Source organism: Novosphingobium sp. UBA6272 (genome assembly GCF_002440635.1).
Taxonomy (GTDB): Bacteria; Pseudomonadota; Alphaproteobacteria; order Sphingomonadales; family Sphingomonadaceae; genus Novosphingobium.
In genome coordinates this window covers 167199-182174 of the sequence record NZ_DJUW01000002.1, presented here as the reverse complement: position 1 = coordinate 182174, position 14976 = coordinate 167199, and the positions used below count along the sequence as shown (strand labels likewise).

General features: G+C 64.7%; 17 protein-coding genes. 5 read left to right on the top strand and 12 right to left on the bottom strand.

Features of this window, described 5'->3' with window-relative positions; all coding sequences use genetic code 11:
- Nucleotides 1–63 precede the first annotated feature (63 nt).
- The 9 genes from B2V17_RS01615 to B2V17_RS01575 form a co-directional block, all read right to left on the bottom strand.
- Nucleotides 64–552 (bottom strand): SUF system Fe-S cluster assembly protein, encoded by a 489-nt coding sequence (locus B2V17_RS01615; RefSeq protein ID WP_414690745.1) that lies wholly within the window; start codon nt 550–552, stop codon nt 64–66.
- Complete coding sequence (locus tag B2V17_RS01610) at nt 549–1712, bottom strand: aminotransferase class V-fold PLP-dependent enzyme (RefSeq protein WP_292994766.1); 1164 nt, start codon at nt 1710–1712, stop codon at nt 549–551. Before B2V17_RS01610 ends, B2V17_RS01615 begins: the two co-directional genes overlap by 4 nt.
- 62 nt (nt 1713–1774) lie before the next feature.
- Nucleotides 1775–2509, bottom strand: a complete 735-nt coding sequence (locus B2V17_RS01605; RefSeq protein ID WP_292994481.1) for a SufD family Fe-S cluster assembly protein — start codon at nt 2507–2509, stop codon at nt 1775–1777.
- Between the two features lie 97 nt (nt 2510–2606).
- Nucleotides 2607–3347 (bottom strand): Fe-S cluster assembly ATPase SufC, encoded by a 741-nt coding sequence (sufC, locus tag B2V17_RS01600; protein ID WP_292994479.1) that lies wholly within the window; start codon nt 3345–3347, stop codon nt 2607–2609.
- Nucleotides 3347–3694, bottom strand: coding sequence for a hypothetical protein (locus B2V17_RS01595; RefSeq protein ID WP_292994477.1), 348 nt, complete (start codon nt 3692–3694; stop codon nt 3347–3349). The genes sufC and B2V17_RS01595 overlap by 1 nt, the downstream gene beginning before the upstream one ends.
- Nucleotides 3691–4173: a DUF559 domain-containing protein gene (locus tag B2V17_RS01590; protein WP_292994475.1), complete on the bottom strand. Its 483-nt coding sequence runs from the start codon at nt 4171–4173 to the stop codon at nt 3691–3693. The genes B2V17_RS01595 and B2V17_RS01590 overlap by 4 nt, the downstream gene beginning before the upstream one ends.
- Nucleotides 4170–4544: a type II toxin-antitoxin system PemK/MazF family toxin gene (locus tag B2V17_RS01585; RefSeq protein ID WP_292994473.1), complete on the bottom strand. Its 375-nt coding sequence runs from the start codon at nt 4542–4544 to the stop codon at nt 4170–4172. Before B2V17_RS01585 ends, B2V17_RS01590 begins: the two co-directional genes overlap by 4 nt.
- Entirely contained in the window at nt 4544–6019 is a 1476-nt protein-coding gene (gene sufB / locus B2V17_RS01580; RefSeq protein WP_292994471.1) for a Fe-S cluster assembly protein SufB, read from the bottom strand. The genes B2V17_RS01585 and sufB overlap by 1 nt, the downstream gene beginning before the upstream one ends.
- Nucleotides 6016–6426 (bottom strand): SUF system Fe-S cluster assembly regulator, encoded by a 411-nt coding sequence (locus B2V17_RS01575; RefSeq protein WP_292994469.1) that lies wholly within the window; start codon nt 6424–6426, stop codon nt 6016–6018. The genes sufB and B2V17_RS01575 overlap by 4 nt, the downstream gene beginning before the upstream one ends.
- A 348-nt stretch (nt 6427–6774) precedes the next feature.
- Between B2V17_RS01575 and B2V17_RS01570 the strand changes: the two genes are divergently transcribed.
- The 5 genes from B2V17_RS01570 (at nt 6775) to B2V17_RS01550 (ending at nt 12417) form a co-directional block, all read left to right on the top strand.
- Nucleotides 6775–7806 (top strand): quinone-dependent dihydroorotate dehydrogenase, encoded by a 1032-nt coding sequence (locus tag B2V17_RS01570; RefSeq protein WP_292994467.1) that lies wholly within the window; start codon nt 6775–6777, stop codon nt 7804–7806.
- A 10-nt stretch (nt 7807–7816) separates the two neighbouring features.
- Nucleotides 7817–9535: a gamma-glutamyltransferase gene (gene ggt, locus B2V17_RS01565; protein WP_292994465.1), complete on the top strand. Its 1719-nt coding sequence runs from the start codon at nt 7817–7819 to the stop codon at nt 9533–9535.
- Nucleotides 9536–9645: 110 nt separating this feature from the next.
- Nucleotides 9646–11454, top strand: a complete 1809-nt coding sequence (locus B2V17_RS01560; protein WP_292994463.1) for an AMP-dependent synthetase/ligase — start codon at nt 9646–9648, stop codon at nt 11452–11454.
- 98 nt (nt 11455–11552) lie between these two features.
- Complete coding sequence (locus tag B2V17_RS01555) at nt 11553–11864, top strand: PadR family transcriptional regulator (protein ID WP_292994461.1); 312 nt, start codon at nt 11553–11555, stop codon at nt 11862–11864.
- Nucleotides 11857–12417 (top strand): hypothetical protein, encoded by a 561-nt coding sequence (locus B2V17_RS01550; protein ID WP_292994459.1) that lies wholly within the window; start codon nt 11857–11859, stop codon nt 12415–12417. The genes B2V17_RS01555 and B2V17_RS01550 overlap by 8 nt, the downstream gene beginning before the upstream one ends.
- Nucleotides 12418–12429: 12 nt before the next feature.
- On the opposite strand, the gene B2V17_RS01545 is transcribed toward B2V17_RS01550, so the two are convergent.
- The 3 genes from B2V17_RS01545 to B2V17_RS01535 all read right to left on the bottom strand — a co-directional run bounded on the left by B2V17_RS01545 (nt 12430) and on the right by B2V17_RS01535 (nt 14957).
- On the bottom strand, nt 12430–13950 hold the full coding sequence (locus B2V17_RS01545; RefSeq protein ID WP_292994457.1) for a hypothetical protein: 1521 nt from the start codon (nt 13948–13950) through the stop codon (nt 12430–12432).
- A gap of 169 nt (nt 13951–14119) precedes the next feature.
- Complete coding sequence (locus tag B2V17_RS01540) at nt 14120–14317, bottom strand: hypothetical protein (protein WP_292994455.1); 198 nt, start codon at nt 14315–14317, stop codon at nt 14120–14122.
- Nucleotides 14318–14429: 112 nt separating this feature from the next.
- Nucleotides 14430–14957: a hypothetical protein gene (locus B2V17_RS01535; RefSeq protein ID WP_292994453.1), complete on the bottom strand. Its 528-nt coding sequence runs from the start codon at nt 14955–14957 to the stop codon at nt 14430–14432.
- Nucleotides 14958–14976 lie beyond the last annotated feature (19 nt).

The window sequence follows — 14976 nt, the reverse complement described above, 5'->3', positions numbered from 1 at the left end:
GCTCATCCTGAGGAGGGACTGAGCCCTGAGCTTGTCGAAGGGTCGAAGGCCCGTCTCGAAGGATCATAGCATTCCAAGCTCTAGCCGGGCCTCGTCGCTCATCTTGGCCGGATCCCACGGCGGATCCCAGACCAGATTGACCTCGGCATCGCGCACGCCGGGCACCGAGCCGACCCGCAGCTCGACTTCGCCGGGCATCGATTCGGCAACCGGGCAATGCGGTGTGGTGAGGGTCATCGTCACCACCACGCCGCCGTCGTCAGCCACATCGACGCCATAGATCAGCCCAAGGTCATAGATGTTGACCGGAATTTCCGGATCGAAAATGTCCTTGAGCGCGGCGATCACCGCTTCGTAGAGGTCCCCGCCCGGAGCGCCCGGAGGAACGTTCTGCGGCTTTTCAGCCAGGAACCCTTCAAGGTAGTCGCGCTTGCGATCGAGCTTTTCGGCCGGACTTTCCGCGTCCTCGACCTTGGCGCGCGGCGGGGCCGCCACGCTGTCCACTTGCTCGACCGTGAATCTCGGTTCCCCGGTGTCTTCAGAGATGCTCACCCGAAAATCCTCCGTGTCCTTTCAATCCCGCGCAGCAGCGCGGCGATATCGGCTTGATCAGAATAGAGCCCGAAGCTGGCCCGGGCCGTGGCCGATACGCCCAGGTGCTCCATCAATGGCTGGGCGCAGTGATGCCCGGCGCGGATCGCCACGCCTTCCTCGTCCAAGATGGTGCCGAGGTCGTGCGGATGCACCCCGTCCATCGCAAACGAAACGATCCCGGCGCTTTCCTCCGGCCCGAACAGCGTCACGTCGTTGCGGCTGCGCAATGCGTCGCGAAGCTCTGCCACCAGCGCCGCTTCGTGTTGGTGAATCGCCTGCAGGCCGATGGCGCGGACATAGTCCGCCGCCGCGCCGAACCCGATCGCCTCAACGATCGCCGGGGTGCCGGCTTCGAACCGCTGCGGCGGCGGGGCGTAAGTCGTGCCGGCAAAGCTGACCTTGTCGATCATCGCGCCGCCGCCCTGCCAGGGTGGCATGGCGTCGAGCAGTTCGGCCCGCCCCCACAGCGCGCCGATCCCGGTCGGGCCGTAAAGCTTGTGCGCCGAAAAGGCGTAGAAATCGCAGCCCAGCGCGGCGACATCGACCGGCAGTCGCGCCACCGCCTGACAGCCATCGAGCAGAAGCCTGGCTCCGACCCGGTGCGCCAGTTCCACCGCGCGCGGCACGTCAAGCACCGAGCCAAGCACGTTGGAAACATGCGCGAAGGAAACTATGGTGTGCGCGGGCGTCAACATCGCCTCGGCCGCGTCCAGATCGATCCGACCATCAGCGGTCAGCGGGCAGACATCGATCTGCCAGCCGGCCAGTTGCCACGGCACGATGTTCGAATGGTGCTCCAGCGTGGACAGCAGCACCCGGCCCTTTTCGGGATAGCTGTAGGCAACCAGATTGATCGCCTCGGTCGCGCCGCGGGTGAAGACCAGATCTTCCGCGCGGCCGCCGATCAGGCCGACGACCTTCTCGCGCGCCGCCTCGAAAGCCAGGGTCATCTCGGCCGAGCGGGCATAGACCCCGCGGTGGACCGTGGCATAATCTCGGCCCAAGGCGGCGGTAACGGCATCGATCACGGCCTGCGGTTTTTGCGCCGTGGCGGCGCTATCCAAGTAGTGCCAGCCGCCGACGAGGCCGGGGAACTGGTCGCGCAGCGCGGCGGGCAAAGGTGCGCCACCTTCACCCTCCCAGCGCGACAGTGCCCGCGCGGTCGGATTTTGGGCCGCATTCACAGCATCGTCTCCAGCGCCGCGATCGCCTGTTCGAGCAGCGCGTCGCCATCTTCTGCATCGACGAAGGCTTCGGCCAGGAAGGCCTGCAGCATCAAACGCTTGGCCAGTTCGGGCGGGAGACCGCGCTGGGCCATGTAGAACAGGGCATTGGCATCGAGCTCGCCCACCGCGCAGCCATGCGCGCACTTGACGTCGTCGGCGTGGATTTCCAGCTCGGGCTTGGCATTGGCGGTCGCGGTCCGGTCGAGCAGCATGGCCCGGACCGACTGCGAACCGTCAGTGCCGTCGGCGCCCTTCGCGACCAGCACCTTGCCGAGGTAATTGGCCGTGGCCTTGTTGGCCGCGACTGAGCGGACCACCTGGCGGCTGACCGCATTGGGCGCGGTATGCACCACTTCGGTGACCACTTCGACGGTCTGCCCGGCACCGGCCAGCTGCGCCGCGCCAAGATGGAATTCGGCGCCCTCGCCCAGCTGCGCCCGCACAGCGATCCGGCCATAGGCGTGGCCGGCATTGAGCACATGCAGCCGGAAGCAGGCACCCGCCGGAACGGTTACCGCGATCTCGCGCACAACCGGAGCGTCGCCGGTGTTGACGATGGTAAGCGACCGCTCCTCGCTTTCCCCCAGCCGGATCGTTTCGACTGCCACCGGCCACAGCGGCTCCAGCGCAGTCATGTCGGCATAGCGGAAGGCCTCATCGCGGCGAGTCGGAAGCGCAAGTGCTGTCATTGTCGCACCGCCGCTTCGCGCCTTTGCGCCTTTGCGTGAGCACAGTATTCCTCTCGCAAAGGCGCGAAGGCGCGAAGAGTAAGATGGGCTGTGCCGCTCACGCCACCGCCTCATAGCCATGCTCTTCAAGCTCGAGCGCCAGTTCCGGCCCGCCGGTGCGCACGATCCGCCCGCCGGCCAGAACGTGGACGAAGTCCGGCTTCACGTAATCGAGCAGGCGCTGGTAATGGGTGATCAGCAGCACTGCCTTGTCCGGCGCGCGCATTACCGCATTGATCCCGTCACCCACGATCCGCAGCGCATCGATGTCGAGGCCCGAATCGGTTTCGTCGAGGATTGCCAGTTTCGGACCGAGGATGCCCATCTGGACCATCTCGGCGCGCTTCTTCTCGCCGCCCGAGAAGCCCAGGTTGACCGGGCGCTTGAGCATCTCGATGTCCATCTTGAGCAGCGCCGCCTTTTCGCGCGCGAGCTTGAGGAATTCCCCGCCCGAGAGCGGCGCCTCATCCCGCGCGGCGCGCTGGGCGTTGAGGCTTTCGCGCAGGAACTGGACGAAGGACACGCCGGGTATCTCGACCGGGTACTGGAAGCCCAGGAACAGCCCGGCGGCAGCGCGTTCGTGCGGTTCCAGCGCGAGCAGGTCCTGCCCGGCAAATTGCACCGATCCGCCGGTCACTTCGTAACCGGGCCGCCCGCCCAGGACATAGCCCAGGGTCGATTTGCCCGCGCCGTTGGGGCCCATGATCGCGTGGACTTCGCCGGCATTGATGGTCAGCGACAGGCCCTTGAGAATCGGCTTGTCGGCGACGGTGGCGTGAAGATCGGTGATTGTCAGCATTACTGTGCCAGTCCTGTCTGAGTCGAAACGAGCACGGCGAGATCGCGGTCGATCTTGCGCCGCGCCTTGGTGCGCAGCTCGCCAAGAAGCTCGGCGGACGCGTCCGGATTGTCTGCAGCTATGCGCTCATCCGTGGCATCAAAGACCCGGTCAATCTGCGGGCGGCACAGCGACCGCACGGCGACCACCGCCTCGCGCAGGCTGCCGCGGGGCGCATTCGTCGCCCCGGCCGTGGCGCAGGCCCGCAGCCGGCTGATCGCCTGGTCGTAAGTCAGCGGCTCGTTGGCGCCGGCCGAGGCCGCGCCGAACGCAAGGGTTGCGACCAGGAAAGTGGCAAGCTGCTTCACCGCCGCTCTCCCCGGCTCGGGTAACTTTGGCGCCGGGCCCGGCCGCGTTCGTCGTAGCTGGCTTTCATCGCGGCGAGGATCTCGGCGACCACGGTATCGGGTTCGTCCAACACTCGTGCGGCGGCAAAGCGCAGCAGCTTGACGCCGACCGCCTCAAGGCTCTTGTCGCGCCGGGCGATGAGCGCGGGATCGCCGCCCTCGTCGATCGACACCGCGATCTTGAGCGGGTTGCAGGCGAAATCGACGATCGCCGAGCCGATCACCTGCTGGCGGGTCAGCTTGAACTTGCCGAGATTGGCCTCGTTCAGCTTCGCGCCGAGCAGCTTCTGCGCCTCGGTCGGCTCCATCTTGTTGCGCCGGGCCTGATCGTGGATCTTGTCGAGCCGCTGGTCCGAAATCGCCCAGCCACGCCCGCGCTTCTGCAGTTCTGGGGCCTCGCGCTCATCAAGCGGGCGGACGGTGAGGGTTTTCTTGGTCATTTCAATCCAACACTTACTGCGAGGGCCTGATCAACCCGATCCATCGCTGCATCATCTAGGTGCCCCAAAAACTTTCGAACTCTGGCATCTCCATCAATTGTTCGAACATGTCCGCACTCGACAACAGAGTCCTTTGCGCCCCGGAATCCTAGCTCTGCCGCAGTGACTGCCACTTGTACCGGCAAAAGCTTGTTTTGCTTGGCATCAGTCAAAGGCACTATGATCGTCATGGGAGAGAACTTGTTCCCTTGATCATTCTGGACTACCAAGCATGGCCTTCCGCCTGAGCGATTATCATTCTTCTTTTCAACACCTTGCGCTCCGCTGAGATCGACATCGACGATATCGCCACGCTTGACGGGAATCTTCATCACCCCACGCTCCCCTCAAGCGAAATCCCCAGCAGCTTCTGCGCCTCGACCGCAAACTCCATCGGCAGCTGCTGCAGCACTTCCTTGGCGAAGCCGTTGACGATCAGCGCCACCGCCGCTTCCTGATCGAGTCCGCGCTGCATCGCGTAGAACAGCTGGTCGTCAGAGATTTTCGAGGTGGTCGCTTCGTGCTCGATCTGCGCGCTAGGGTTACGCACTTCGATATAGGGCACGGTATGTGCGCCGCAGTCCTTGCCCAGCAGCAGCGAATCGCACTGGGTGAAATTGCGCACGCCTTCCGCGCCCGGGGCGACGCGGACCAGCCCGCGATAGGTGTTCTGGCTCTTGCCGGCCGAAATGCCCTTCGAAATGATCGTCGAGCGGGTGCCCTTGCCGTTGTGGATCATCTTGGTGCCGGTATCGGCCTGCTGGAAATTGTTGGTCACCGCGACCGAGTAGAATTCGCCCACGCTGTCTTCGCCGTTCAAGACACAGCTGGGGTACTTCCAGGTGATCGCCGAGCCGGTTTCGACCTGGGTCCAGCTGACCTTGCTGCGCTTGCCCTGGCACAGCGCGCGCTTGGTGACGAAATTGTAGATCCCGCCCAGCCCCTCGGCGTTGCCGGGATACCAGTTCTGCACAGTCGAATACTTGATCTCGGCATCGTCGAGCGCGACCAGTTCGACCACGGCGGCGTGGAGCTGATTTTCATCGCGCATCGGCGCGGTGCAGCCCTCCAGGTAGGAAACGTAGCTGCCCTTTTCGGCAATGATCAGGGTGCGTTCGAACTGCCCGGTATTCTCGGCGTTGATCCGGAAATAGGTGGAGAGCTCCATCGGGCAGCGCACCCCCTCGGGGATGTAGACGAAGGTCCCGTCGGAAAAGACCGCGCAGTTCAATGCGGCGAAGAAGTTGTCATGGACCGGCACGACCTTGCCGAGCCACTTTTTCACGAGGTCCGGGTATTCGCGGATCGCCTCGCTGATCGAGAGGAAGATCACCCCGGCTTTCTTGAGCTCCTCGCGGAAGGTGGTGGCGACGCTGACCGAATCGAACACCGCATCGACCGCCACCTTGCGCGCGCCTTCGACCCCGGCGAGCACCTTCTGCTCTTCGAGCGGAATGCCGAGCTTCTTGTAAACCTCGAGGATATCGGGATCGACCTCGTCAAGGCTGGCCAGCTTGGGCTTGGCCCGCGGCGCGGCGTAGTAATAGGCGTCCTGGTAGTCGATCGGCGGAACATTGAGCATGGCCCAGTCGGGCATCGGCATGGTCTGCCAGTGCCGGAACGCCTTGAGCCGCCAGTCGAGCATCCATTCGGGCTCGTTCTTCTTGGCTGAGATGAACCGGACAGTCGATTCGTCGAGGCCCTTGGGGGCAAAATCGGTTTCGATATCGGCCGACCAGCCGTGCTCGTAATCGGCCACCTTGGCGGCCGCATCGCGTGCGGCCTGATCCTTTACCGCCTCGCTCACTGGGCGGCTCCCGTCAGCTGGGTCAGCGATACGCCGGCCAGCGCGCCGCGCATCGCGGCATTGACCACCGGCCAGTGCGGCTTGACCGAGCAAGCCTGCTCCATCCCGCAATCGTGCTTGCCATTATCGACACAGGCGGTCAGCGCGATCGGGCCTTCGACTGCCTCGATGATATCGGCGAGAGTGATCGCCGCAGCCGGACGCGCCAGCTTTAGGCCCCCGCCCGCCCCGCGCGCGCTGCGCAGCAGGCCGGCAGCGGTCAGGCGGCTGACCAGCTTCTGCACGGTCGGTGCCGGCAGGCCGGTCTCTTCGGCCAGCTGGGTCGCAGAGACGCGCGCGCCACCGCAGTGCTTGGCGGCAGCGGTCATGGTCACCACGGCATAGTCGGCCATGCTGGAGAGGCGCATGGGCAGGGCTCCCGGTTAAATCGGAGTGATTCGTTCCGGTTTCCCCTAGGCCCATCGACCAAGGCTTGCAACGCCTGTGCGTGGCGCAAAAAAGAAGCGACTCCCTGGTCAAACCGGGGAGCCGCTTTTGAAGTTAGGATCTCGGTGCAGAATGCCACGAGTCCTTCGGGTCGCATGAGCTGCATACGTATACCGGCAGCGAAGGGATTGTATGGAATCGACAAATTTGCCTCAGAAGTTGGATGTTTCGGACATAATCGGCGGAATTCCGCCTTTTCAGACGGTGACGACTCGATTCGGCGTCCTCCGGAATCGACAGTCAAAGCCGCCGCTGCCATAGGCGCGGCCATGCTCTATTCGCTGTTTCGCCCCGCCCTGTTTCTGATCGATCCCGAATCGGCCCACGGCCTTTCGCTGGCCGCGTTGAAGGCCTTGCCGCTGACCGGAACCAACCGCGCCGATGGCCCGCTGGCGATCGAAGTGGCTGGCCTGCGCTTTCCCAACCCGCTCGGCATGGCCGCCGGGTTCGACAAGGACGGCGAAGTTCCCGATGCATTGCTGGGCCTGGGCTTCGGTTTTGCCGAGGTCGGCTCGATCACGCCCCTGCCCCAGCCCGGCAACCCGAAACCGCGGCTTTTCCGTTTGGCCGAGGACCGCGCGGTGATCAACCGGATGGGCTTCAACAATGGCGGCGCGCAGGCGGCGGTCGAGCGGCTGGCGCGGCGCCATGGCCGCCCTGGGATCGTCGGGATAAATATTGGTGCCAACAAGGATTCGGCTGACCGCATTGCCGACTATGCCACTATGGCCCGGCTGATGGCTCCCTTGGCAAGCTATCTGGCGGTCAACGTATCCAGCCCCAACACCCCCGGCCTGCGCGCGCTGCAGGATGAAGGCGCGCTGACCGCCCTGCTCGATGCGGTGATCGAAGCGCGTGGGGGCGCCAAGGTGCCGGTGTTCCTGAAGGTCGCGCCCGATCTGGAGCCTGCCGATGTGGAGGCGATCGCCCGGATCGCGATCGAAAAGCAGCTCGGTGCGCTGATCGTTTCGAATACCACGATCTCACGCCCGCCGCTGCGTTCGGCTCAGGTCGGCGAGGCAGGCGGCCTGTCGGGCGCGCCGCTCAAGCCGCTGGCGCTGCAGCGCGTGCGCGATTTCCGCAAGGCGACCGGCGGCCAGGTGCCGCTGATCGGAGTCGGTGGCATCGCCAGTGCCGAAGACGCCTGGGAACGGATCCGCGCCGGGGCCAGCCTGGTCCAGCTTTACAGCGCCATGGCCTATGCCGGACCGGGCATCGCGCGGACGATCGTGCGCGGATTGGAACGGCTGATGCAGCGCGACGGCTTCGCCACCATTGCCGAGGCGGTTGGAAGCGAATAGCACTGCGCGGATGAACCTGCGCACCCTGTTCCCGATCGCAGCCGCGCTGGCCCTGTCCAGCTGCGCCACTGCCCCGTCATCCACCAGGCCGCCGGCCGCTTCGCTTTATGAAAAGGGCATGGTCAGCGCCGCCGATCCGCGCGCGGCGGAGGCCGGGGCCGAGATGCTGCGCCAGGGCGGCAGCGCCACCGATGCGGCAATCGCGACGATGATCGCGCTGACCGTGGTGGAGCCGCAAAGCAGCGGGATCGGCGGCGGCGGGCTTTACGTCACCACCAATGCCCGCGGGACGGTCGAAACGATTGACGGGCGCGAGAAGGCCCCGGCGGCGGCTCATCCGCACTGGTTCTACAAGGACGGCAAGCTGCTGAAATTTCAGGAAGCCGTGCCCGGTGGGACCAGTGTCGGCGTGCCCGGCAATATCGCGCTCGCCGCACGAGCCCATTCGGCGCATGGGCGCCTGCCCTGGGCCGCACTGTTCGCCCCGGCGATCAAGCTGGCCCGCGACGGCTTCGTGATCACGCCGCGGCTTTACGGCATGCTCAAGAGCAATGCTCGCACCGCCGGCTTCACTGCCGAGGGGCGGGCGATGTTCTTCGGGGCCGATGGCCAGCCGCTCCCAGTCGGTACCCTGGTCAGGAATCCGGCCCTGGCCGCTTCGCTTGAATCCTTCGCGACGCAAGGCGCCAAGGCGTTCTATTCGGGCGCCAATGCCCGCGATATCGTCGGCAAGGTCACCCTGGCCCCGGTCAATCCGGCGCCGATGACCGAGGCCGATCTGGCCGCCTATGCCGCCAAGGACCGGGCCCCGGTCTGCGGGACCTATCGCGGTTACCGGGTCTGCTCGATGGGTCCGCCAAGTTCGGGCGCGACCACGCTGATCGCCACGCTGATCCAGCTTGAACGGTTCGACCTGAAAGCGCTGGGCAAGGACAATCCGGTCGCCTGGCACCTGATCGCAGAGAGCCAGCGGCTCGCCTATGCCGACCGTGCCCGCTATGCCGCCGATGCCGATTTCGTGCCGGTCCCGGTCGCGGGGATGATCGACCGCAAGTACCTTGCCGCGCGTTCGGCGCTGATCGATCCGGGCAAGTCGATCACCAAGGCCGTGGCCGGAACGCCGCCGGGCGGGGAGACGCTGTCCTTCGCCACCTCCGAGCAGCTGGCCGAATACGGCACCTCGCACTTTTCGGTGGTCGACCGGGCCGGCAATGCGGTGTCCTATACCTCGACGATCGAAAGCCCATTCGGTTCGGGGATCATCGCCGGGGGCTATTATCTCAACAACGAGCTGACCGATTTCGACATGAACCCCGAGCTGGACGGCCGCCAGGTCGCCAACCGGGTCGAAGGGGGCAAACGCCCGCGCAGCTCGATGACCCCGACGCTGGTGTTCGGACCCGATGGGCGGCTCAAGCTGGTGATCGGCGCGGCCGGCGGAGTAACGATCCCGGCCCAGGTGATCCGCGGGGTGATCGGGGTGATCGACTGGGACCTGTCGGTGCAGGATGCGCTGGCCCTGCCAGTGATCTTCGCGCCGGGCACCGAAATCGTCTTTGTCGAGCAGGGCTCCTCGCTCGAGGCGATGATCCCGGCGCTGAAGGCGCTGGGCCACGCCGAAGTGCAGCCGCGCGCGCTGCCGCTAAAAGCCAATGCGATCGAACTGCGCGGCAGCCAGGCCTGGGGCGGTGCCGATCCGCGCAGCGAGGGCAAGGCGGTTTCGGAATAGGCCGTACCGAATAGGCATGGGTGACTAAGCCGCGGACATCTTGCCGCTAGGACAAAGCCCGCCTATCGAAACTGACGGGACAAGGATGTACTGCGAAAGGGGCGGTGCGCGTGGTTGATATATCGGACCTGCCGGAGACCGGCAATCTGGTCGAACTGTTGCTCAAACGGGCCGACGCCAAGGGCGAGGCACCGTTCCTGTGGGCCAAGCATGGCGGCAAGTGGCAAGCGATCAGCTGGGCCGAGGCGGCGCGGCAGGTCTGCTGCCTGGCCGAATCGCTCCGCGCGATGGGGCTGAAAGACGGTGACCGGGTAATGCTGGTGTCCGAAAACCGCCCCGAATGGTGCATCGCCGATTTCGCAATCATGGCGGCGGGCTGCATCACCGTTCCGGCCTATGTCACCAATACCGAACGCGATCACCAGCACATCCTGGAGGATTCGGGCGCGAGCGCGGTAATCGTCGCCAATGACAAGCTGTCCAAACCGCTGATCGGAGCGCTGCTCCGCACCGGCCATGCCAAGCATGTGATCGGGATCGAGCCGCTCAAGATCGCCCAGGCGAGCAACTTCGAATATCATGACTGGCAGAAGCTGATCGTCGGCGACGGTGCGCCGGCGCGGGCGGCAGTCAATGCCCGGATCGCGAAGATCGGGCGGCAGGATACCGCTTGCCTGATTTACACCAGCGGCACCGGCGGGGCGCCGCGCGGGGTGATGCAGCATCATGGCGCGATCCTGATGAACGCCGATGGCGCGGCGCGGGTGTTGAACGAGGATTTCGGGCTCGACGATGACGACGCCTTCCTCTCGTTCCTGCCACTGAGCCACGCCTATGAGCACACCGGCGGGCAGATGCTGCCGGTCTCGGTCGGCGCACAGATCTATTACGCCGAGGGGCTCGAGAAGTTAGCCAGCAATATCGAGGAGACCCGCCCGACGGTGATGGTGGTGGTCCCGCGGCTGTTCGAAGTGCTGCGCGCGCGGATCATGAAGCAGGTCGAAAAGCAGGGCAAGGTCGCCAACTACCTGATGGACCGGGCGATGGGGATCGGCGCGAAGAAGGCCGCCGGCCGCGGCCGCTGGCGCGACAAGCCGATGGACATAATCCTGGAGAAGACCCTGCGCCCCAAGATCCGCGCCCGCTTTGGCGGGCGGATGAAGGCGATGGTTTCGGGCGGCGCACCGCTCAGCCCCGAAGTGGGCGTTTTTTTCGAATCGATGGGGCTGACCATGCTGCAGGGCTATGGCCAGACCGAGGCTGGCCCGGTGATTTCATGCAACCGGCCCCGGGCAGGCCTCAAGATGGACACCGTCGGCCCGCCGCTTCACGGGGTCGAGCTGAAGATCGCCGAGGATGGCGAAATCCTCGTGCGCGGCGAACTGGTGATGCACGGCTACTGGCGCAATCAGGCCGAAACCGACAAGGCGCTGCAGAACGGGTGGCTGCATACCGGCGATATCGGCCATCTCGACGAGGCCGGGCGGTTGATGATCACCGACCGCAAGAAGGACATGATCGTCAACGACAAGGGCGACAACATTTCGCCCGCGCGGGTCGAAGGCCTGCTTACCTTGCAGCCCGAGATCGCCCAGGCGATGGTGGTCGGCGATCGCCGCCCCTATGTGGTCGGGCTGGTCGTGCCCGATCCCGAATGGGCGATTGAATGGGCCCAGGCCAATGGCGAAAAGTTCAACATGAAGGCCTTGCAGGCCCTTCCCGCCTTCCGCTCGGCGGTGCGCGCCGCACTTGACCGGGTCAACCAGGACCTCTCGGTGATCGAGAAGGTCCGCCAGTTCACCTTCGCGGATGAACCCTTCACGATCGACAACGAGGAACTTACCCCCAAACAGTCGATCCGGCGCCACAAGCTGAAAGCACGCTATGGCGAGCGGCTCGACGCGCTTTACAAGGGATGAGCGAGGCGGGCGGCTACCACAATCCGCCACCCGCTTGACGATGAGTCTTACACGTTGTAAGACTCATTTCCTGGATTTCACTTCTAGGACATTCGCCCGTGAGCAAATCGCCATTCCCGACCGGAATCGAATCCATCGTCCTGAAGCTTTTGCTGGCCAAAAGTGAGATGTATGGCCTTGAGATGATTAAGGAAAGTGCCGGTCGCCTGAAACGTGGCACGATCTACGTCACGCTGAATCGGATGGAAGAAAAGGGGCTGATCAAGTCCCGCTCTGAAAAGGACCCGCGCGATCCGGGCATGCCGCGGCGGCTGTACCAGATTACCGGGGCGGGCCAGCGCGCGCTCAACGCCTGGGAGTTTGCCGCCAGCGGCGGCCAGATGAATTGGGGGGCGGCTTCCTATGCCTGAAGAACTCGACAAGAGTCCGCCGTTGGAGATGCTTGATCCGTCGGAGGAGTGGCAGCGGGCGATTAGTTTCGAGATTCAAATCGAAGCTGCGGACCCTAGGCAAATACGTCAAATCGCTGAGATTGAACGGATCAACGAACTGCAGATACTGGTCCGCGAAGCTGAACTGCGCGCAGCCAGGAAGCTCATGTCTGCCAGTTCGTTGGGAGATCTTGCCATCTCAATGCTGGATTACATTGACCACAAGGCATTTGGGGCCCTCCTCTCGTTCGCCTCGTTCTTCTCGGGTCGCCAGATCATCAAACCGGCGCCCGGCACGCTGGCTGTATTGATCCTGCGGTTCGCGTTCTCGAAAAAAGCCTTCGAAAACGTCCTGTCGCAGCCGATTGCCGACATGCGTGAGGAATACTTCGAAGCTTTGGCGAAGGGCGCGATCTACCATGCCCGGTGGATCAAGCTGCGCGGGCACCTCGCGCTGGGCCTGACCGTTGTCGCCTATCTCTTCGCCAGCGTCGTCAAGAAGGTTCAGGGGATCTGGTCGGCCATCACGTGATGGCCTCAGTTCTTATCGCCGGCTGATCCAGCGGCGCAATCTGGCGAGCAGACCCTTTGGTTCTTCTTCGACCGGGGTCGTGTCGAGCTGCCCGGGATCCGCCGCGATGTCTTCGAGCCAACCGATGCCGAGTGGCCAGGCCGGGGTGTCGATGGGCGCCGCGAAGCCGGCCGGTGCCGGTTCTGTCGCAGCCTCGCGCGGCGTTTCAGCGGGCGCTTCCGGTGCAGGCTCAGGCGCGACCAGCTTCTCAAGGCGCTCCGCCACCGTTTCATCCAGCAGCGAAAATCCGGGTTCGGGCGGCGGGGTGCGAGGCAGGCGCGGGATGCGCGGGAACGAAGCCCCGGACAGTGATGCCATCCTTTCGGGCAAGGACTGCGGCGGCATGTCCGGCTCGGTGGGCAACGGTTCTGCCAGCCCTTGCGGCAATTCCGGTACCGCAGCATGCGCATCGCCCAGATCCTCGGGCGGCAGGGACGGCTGATCCGCAGGCGCATCGCGGGGCGACAGCATGTCGCGGAAGTCCCAGGCCTTGTGCGGTTCCTTCTTCGCCAGCAGCGGACCATCGGCGCGCGGGATGATCCCGCCTTCGCCGGGTGTCTGCGGTTCGGCTGCGGATAGCGGAGCGATCGGCGCAGCCGGGGCACCCTCTTCGCGGTGCGCCAGGTTGCGCAGGTCAGCGGTGCGCAGCGCCTTGTCCTCGTCGCTCTCCTCGAGCACCAGAACGGCGCGTTTGCGCGCGCGCGGAATGCCGGTGACCAGCAGGCTGCTGTAGCGCGGCCCGGGAACCTGGCTTAGCGCGGGCTCGTCCTCTTCATCGGCACCGAGCAGTTCGGCCGGCATGCCGGCAACGGGCGCGTCGAAATAGGGATAGACCCCGTTGCTGCCGGACAGCACGCAAAGCGGCCGAGGCAGTCCGGCCCGTTCGATCTGCGCCGCCACGGCCTGGAACAACAGTGCCGAAAGCAGGCAGGCGCCCAGCGAACCGGCGCGGATTTCTTCCTCGTCGGGCTCTTCGCTGGCAAGCAGGCGAGCTTCAAGCAAGGCCAGTGCGCCATGCAGATCGTCGATCCCGTCCAGCCGCAGGCAGGTCTCGGTCGCGACGCTCTCGTCCGACCATGTGCAGCCGTGGTAGGAATAGCCTTCGAGCAGATCCTCACGCGCGCTGCGCGAAAAGGGATAGGCTTCGTCGGTGAAGAACGCGGTTTCGATCAGCGGGCTGAGCCGCCCGTCGGCATCGGGAACCGGCACTTCCTCGCCCGGCCAGCCGAAGGCGATCGAAAGCGCGGTGATCGGCCAGCCCTCACGATCATGCCGGGCCACAGCCTCGGCCAGGCGGTCCCAGCCGTTGAGGATCAGTTCGGCGGAATGGACAGTCAGGAACCGTTCGGGGAGGATCTTATCCGGGCCGGCAAAGGGTGCCAGCAGTGCGCGCAGACGCTCGACCGCGTCGCGATCAAGCCCTTGCCTCAGCCGGCTCTCGATCGAGCGGCGAAAGGCCTCTTCGTTCACTCCATCGAGGACAATGGTGGACACAAGGGCTCCCCCGGCAACTTTGCCAGGACAGGGGATATGCGGGCAATGGTTGATTTGGGGTTACGATTCGCGCGGCAATCGACGCGAATCTGCCCCGGACATGAAAAGGGCCGGGCCGGCAGTGGTCCACACCCGCCGGCCCAGCCCTTATTCGCAAACGCGTTAGCGCTTACTTGGCTTCTTCGCTCGAAGCAGCAGCAGCGTCGGTCGAAGCGGCTTCAGCGCCTTCCGAAGCAGCAGCCGAAGCGTCGGTTGCGGCAGCGGTTTCTTCGGTGGTGGCAGCAGCTTCTTCCTTCTTTTCGCCACCGCAAGCAGCGAGGGCGAGCGAGCCAGCCGCAACGGCGGCGAACAGAGCAATCTTCTTCATGTGGGAATCCCCTTGTGTTAACCCTTGCCCGCCGGTGGCGAGCGAGGCGGGGTTTGCCCGCTAAATCCGTACTTGTCGATTCTGAAAATTGCCTGAATGCCCGTTCAAGCGCTCAAGCCGCCTCTTTTTCGATCCATTCCGGGAAGAATGAAGGTGCGCGCGCCGACCAACCCGGGGCGGTTGCGGCTGCTTCGCTGATCGATTGCAGCAAATGCTTGCGCCGCTCGGGGCGGATTTGCGGCAGCGCGCTGGCCGCGCAAAAGGCGCTGGGCAAGAACGGACGGGCTTCCGGACCAAGCAGTCGCTCATAAAGAAAGCGGAACGCTGAGAAGCAGGTCAGCCGCTCCTGGGCCAGATCGAAAGCGGCGATCCGGATCAGCTTGCCCATGAACTGTTCCAGCGCTTCAAACCCGGTTTCAGCGGGGACCTTGCCGCGCAGGCCCTTGAGTTCCTGATAGACCACGTACTGGCTGCGGATCGAAGTCGTTTCCGCGGCATCGCGGGCCCACAGTTTGAAAGCATCCTGGCGCCCCAGCCCGACATCGAGGCTGCGTTTGATATAGCGCTGCTCGCAGGCGGTGAAGCCGGCGAATTCGCGCAGTTCGGCGATGGTCAGCGATGCGGTACCGGTATTGGCCATGATCTTGCCCCGTTTGGTT

Coding starts and splice junctions, on each gene's coding strand:
- B2V17_RS01550 (WP_292994459.1), top strand. CDS start 11,857: ATGCCTGAAGAACTCGACAAGAGTCCGCCGTTGGAGATGCTTGATCCG.
- B2V17_RS01540 (WP_292994455.1), bottom strand. CDS start 14,317: ATGAAGAAGATTGCTCTGTTCGCCGCCGTTGCGGCTGGCTCGCTCGCC.
- B2V17_RS01585 (WP_292994473.1), bottom strand. CDS start 4,544: ATGAAGATTCCCGTCAAGCGTGGCGATATCGTCGATGTCGATCTCAGC.
- B2V17_RS01570 (WP_292994467.1), top strand. CDS start 6,775: ATGCTCTATTCGCTGTTTCGCCCCGCCCTGTTTCTGATCGATCCCGAA.
- B2V17_RS01590 (WP_292994475.1), bottom strand. CDS start 4,173: ATGACCAAGAAAACCCTCACCGTCCGCCCGCTTGATGAGCGCGAGGCC.
- B2V17_RS01575 (WP_292994469.1), bottom strand. CDS start 6,426: ATGCGCCTCTCCAGCATGGCCGACTATGCCGTGGTGACCATGACCGCT.
- sufC (WP_292994479.1), bottom strand. CDS start 3,347: ATGCTGACAATCACCGATCTTCACGCCACCGTCGCCGACAAGCCGATT.
- B2V17_RS01535 (WP_292994453.1), bottom strand. CDS start 14,957: ATGGCCAATACCGGTACCGCATCGCTGACCATCGCCGAACTGCGCGAA.
- B2V17_RS01605 (WP_292994481.1), bottom strand. CDS start 2,509: ATGACAGCACTTGCGCTTCCGACTCGCCGCGATGAGGCCTTCCGCTAT.
- ggt (WP_292994465.1), top strand. CDS start 7,817: ATGAACCTGCGCACCCTGTTCCCGATCGCAGCCGCGCTGGCCCTGTCC.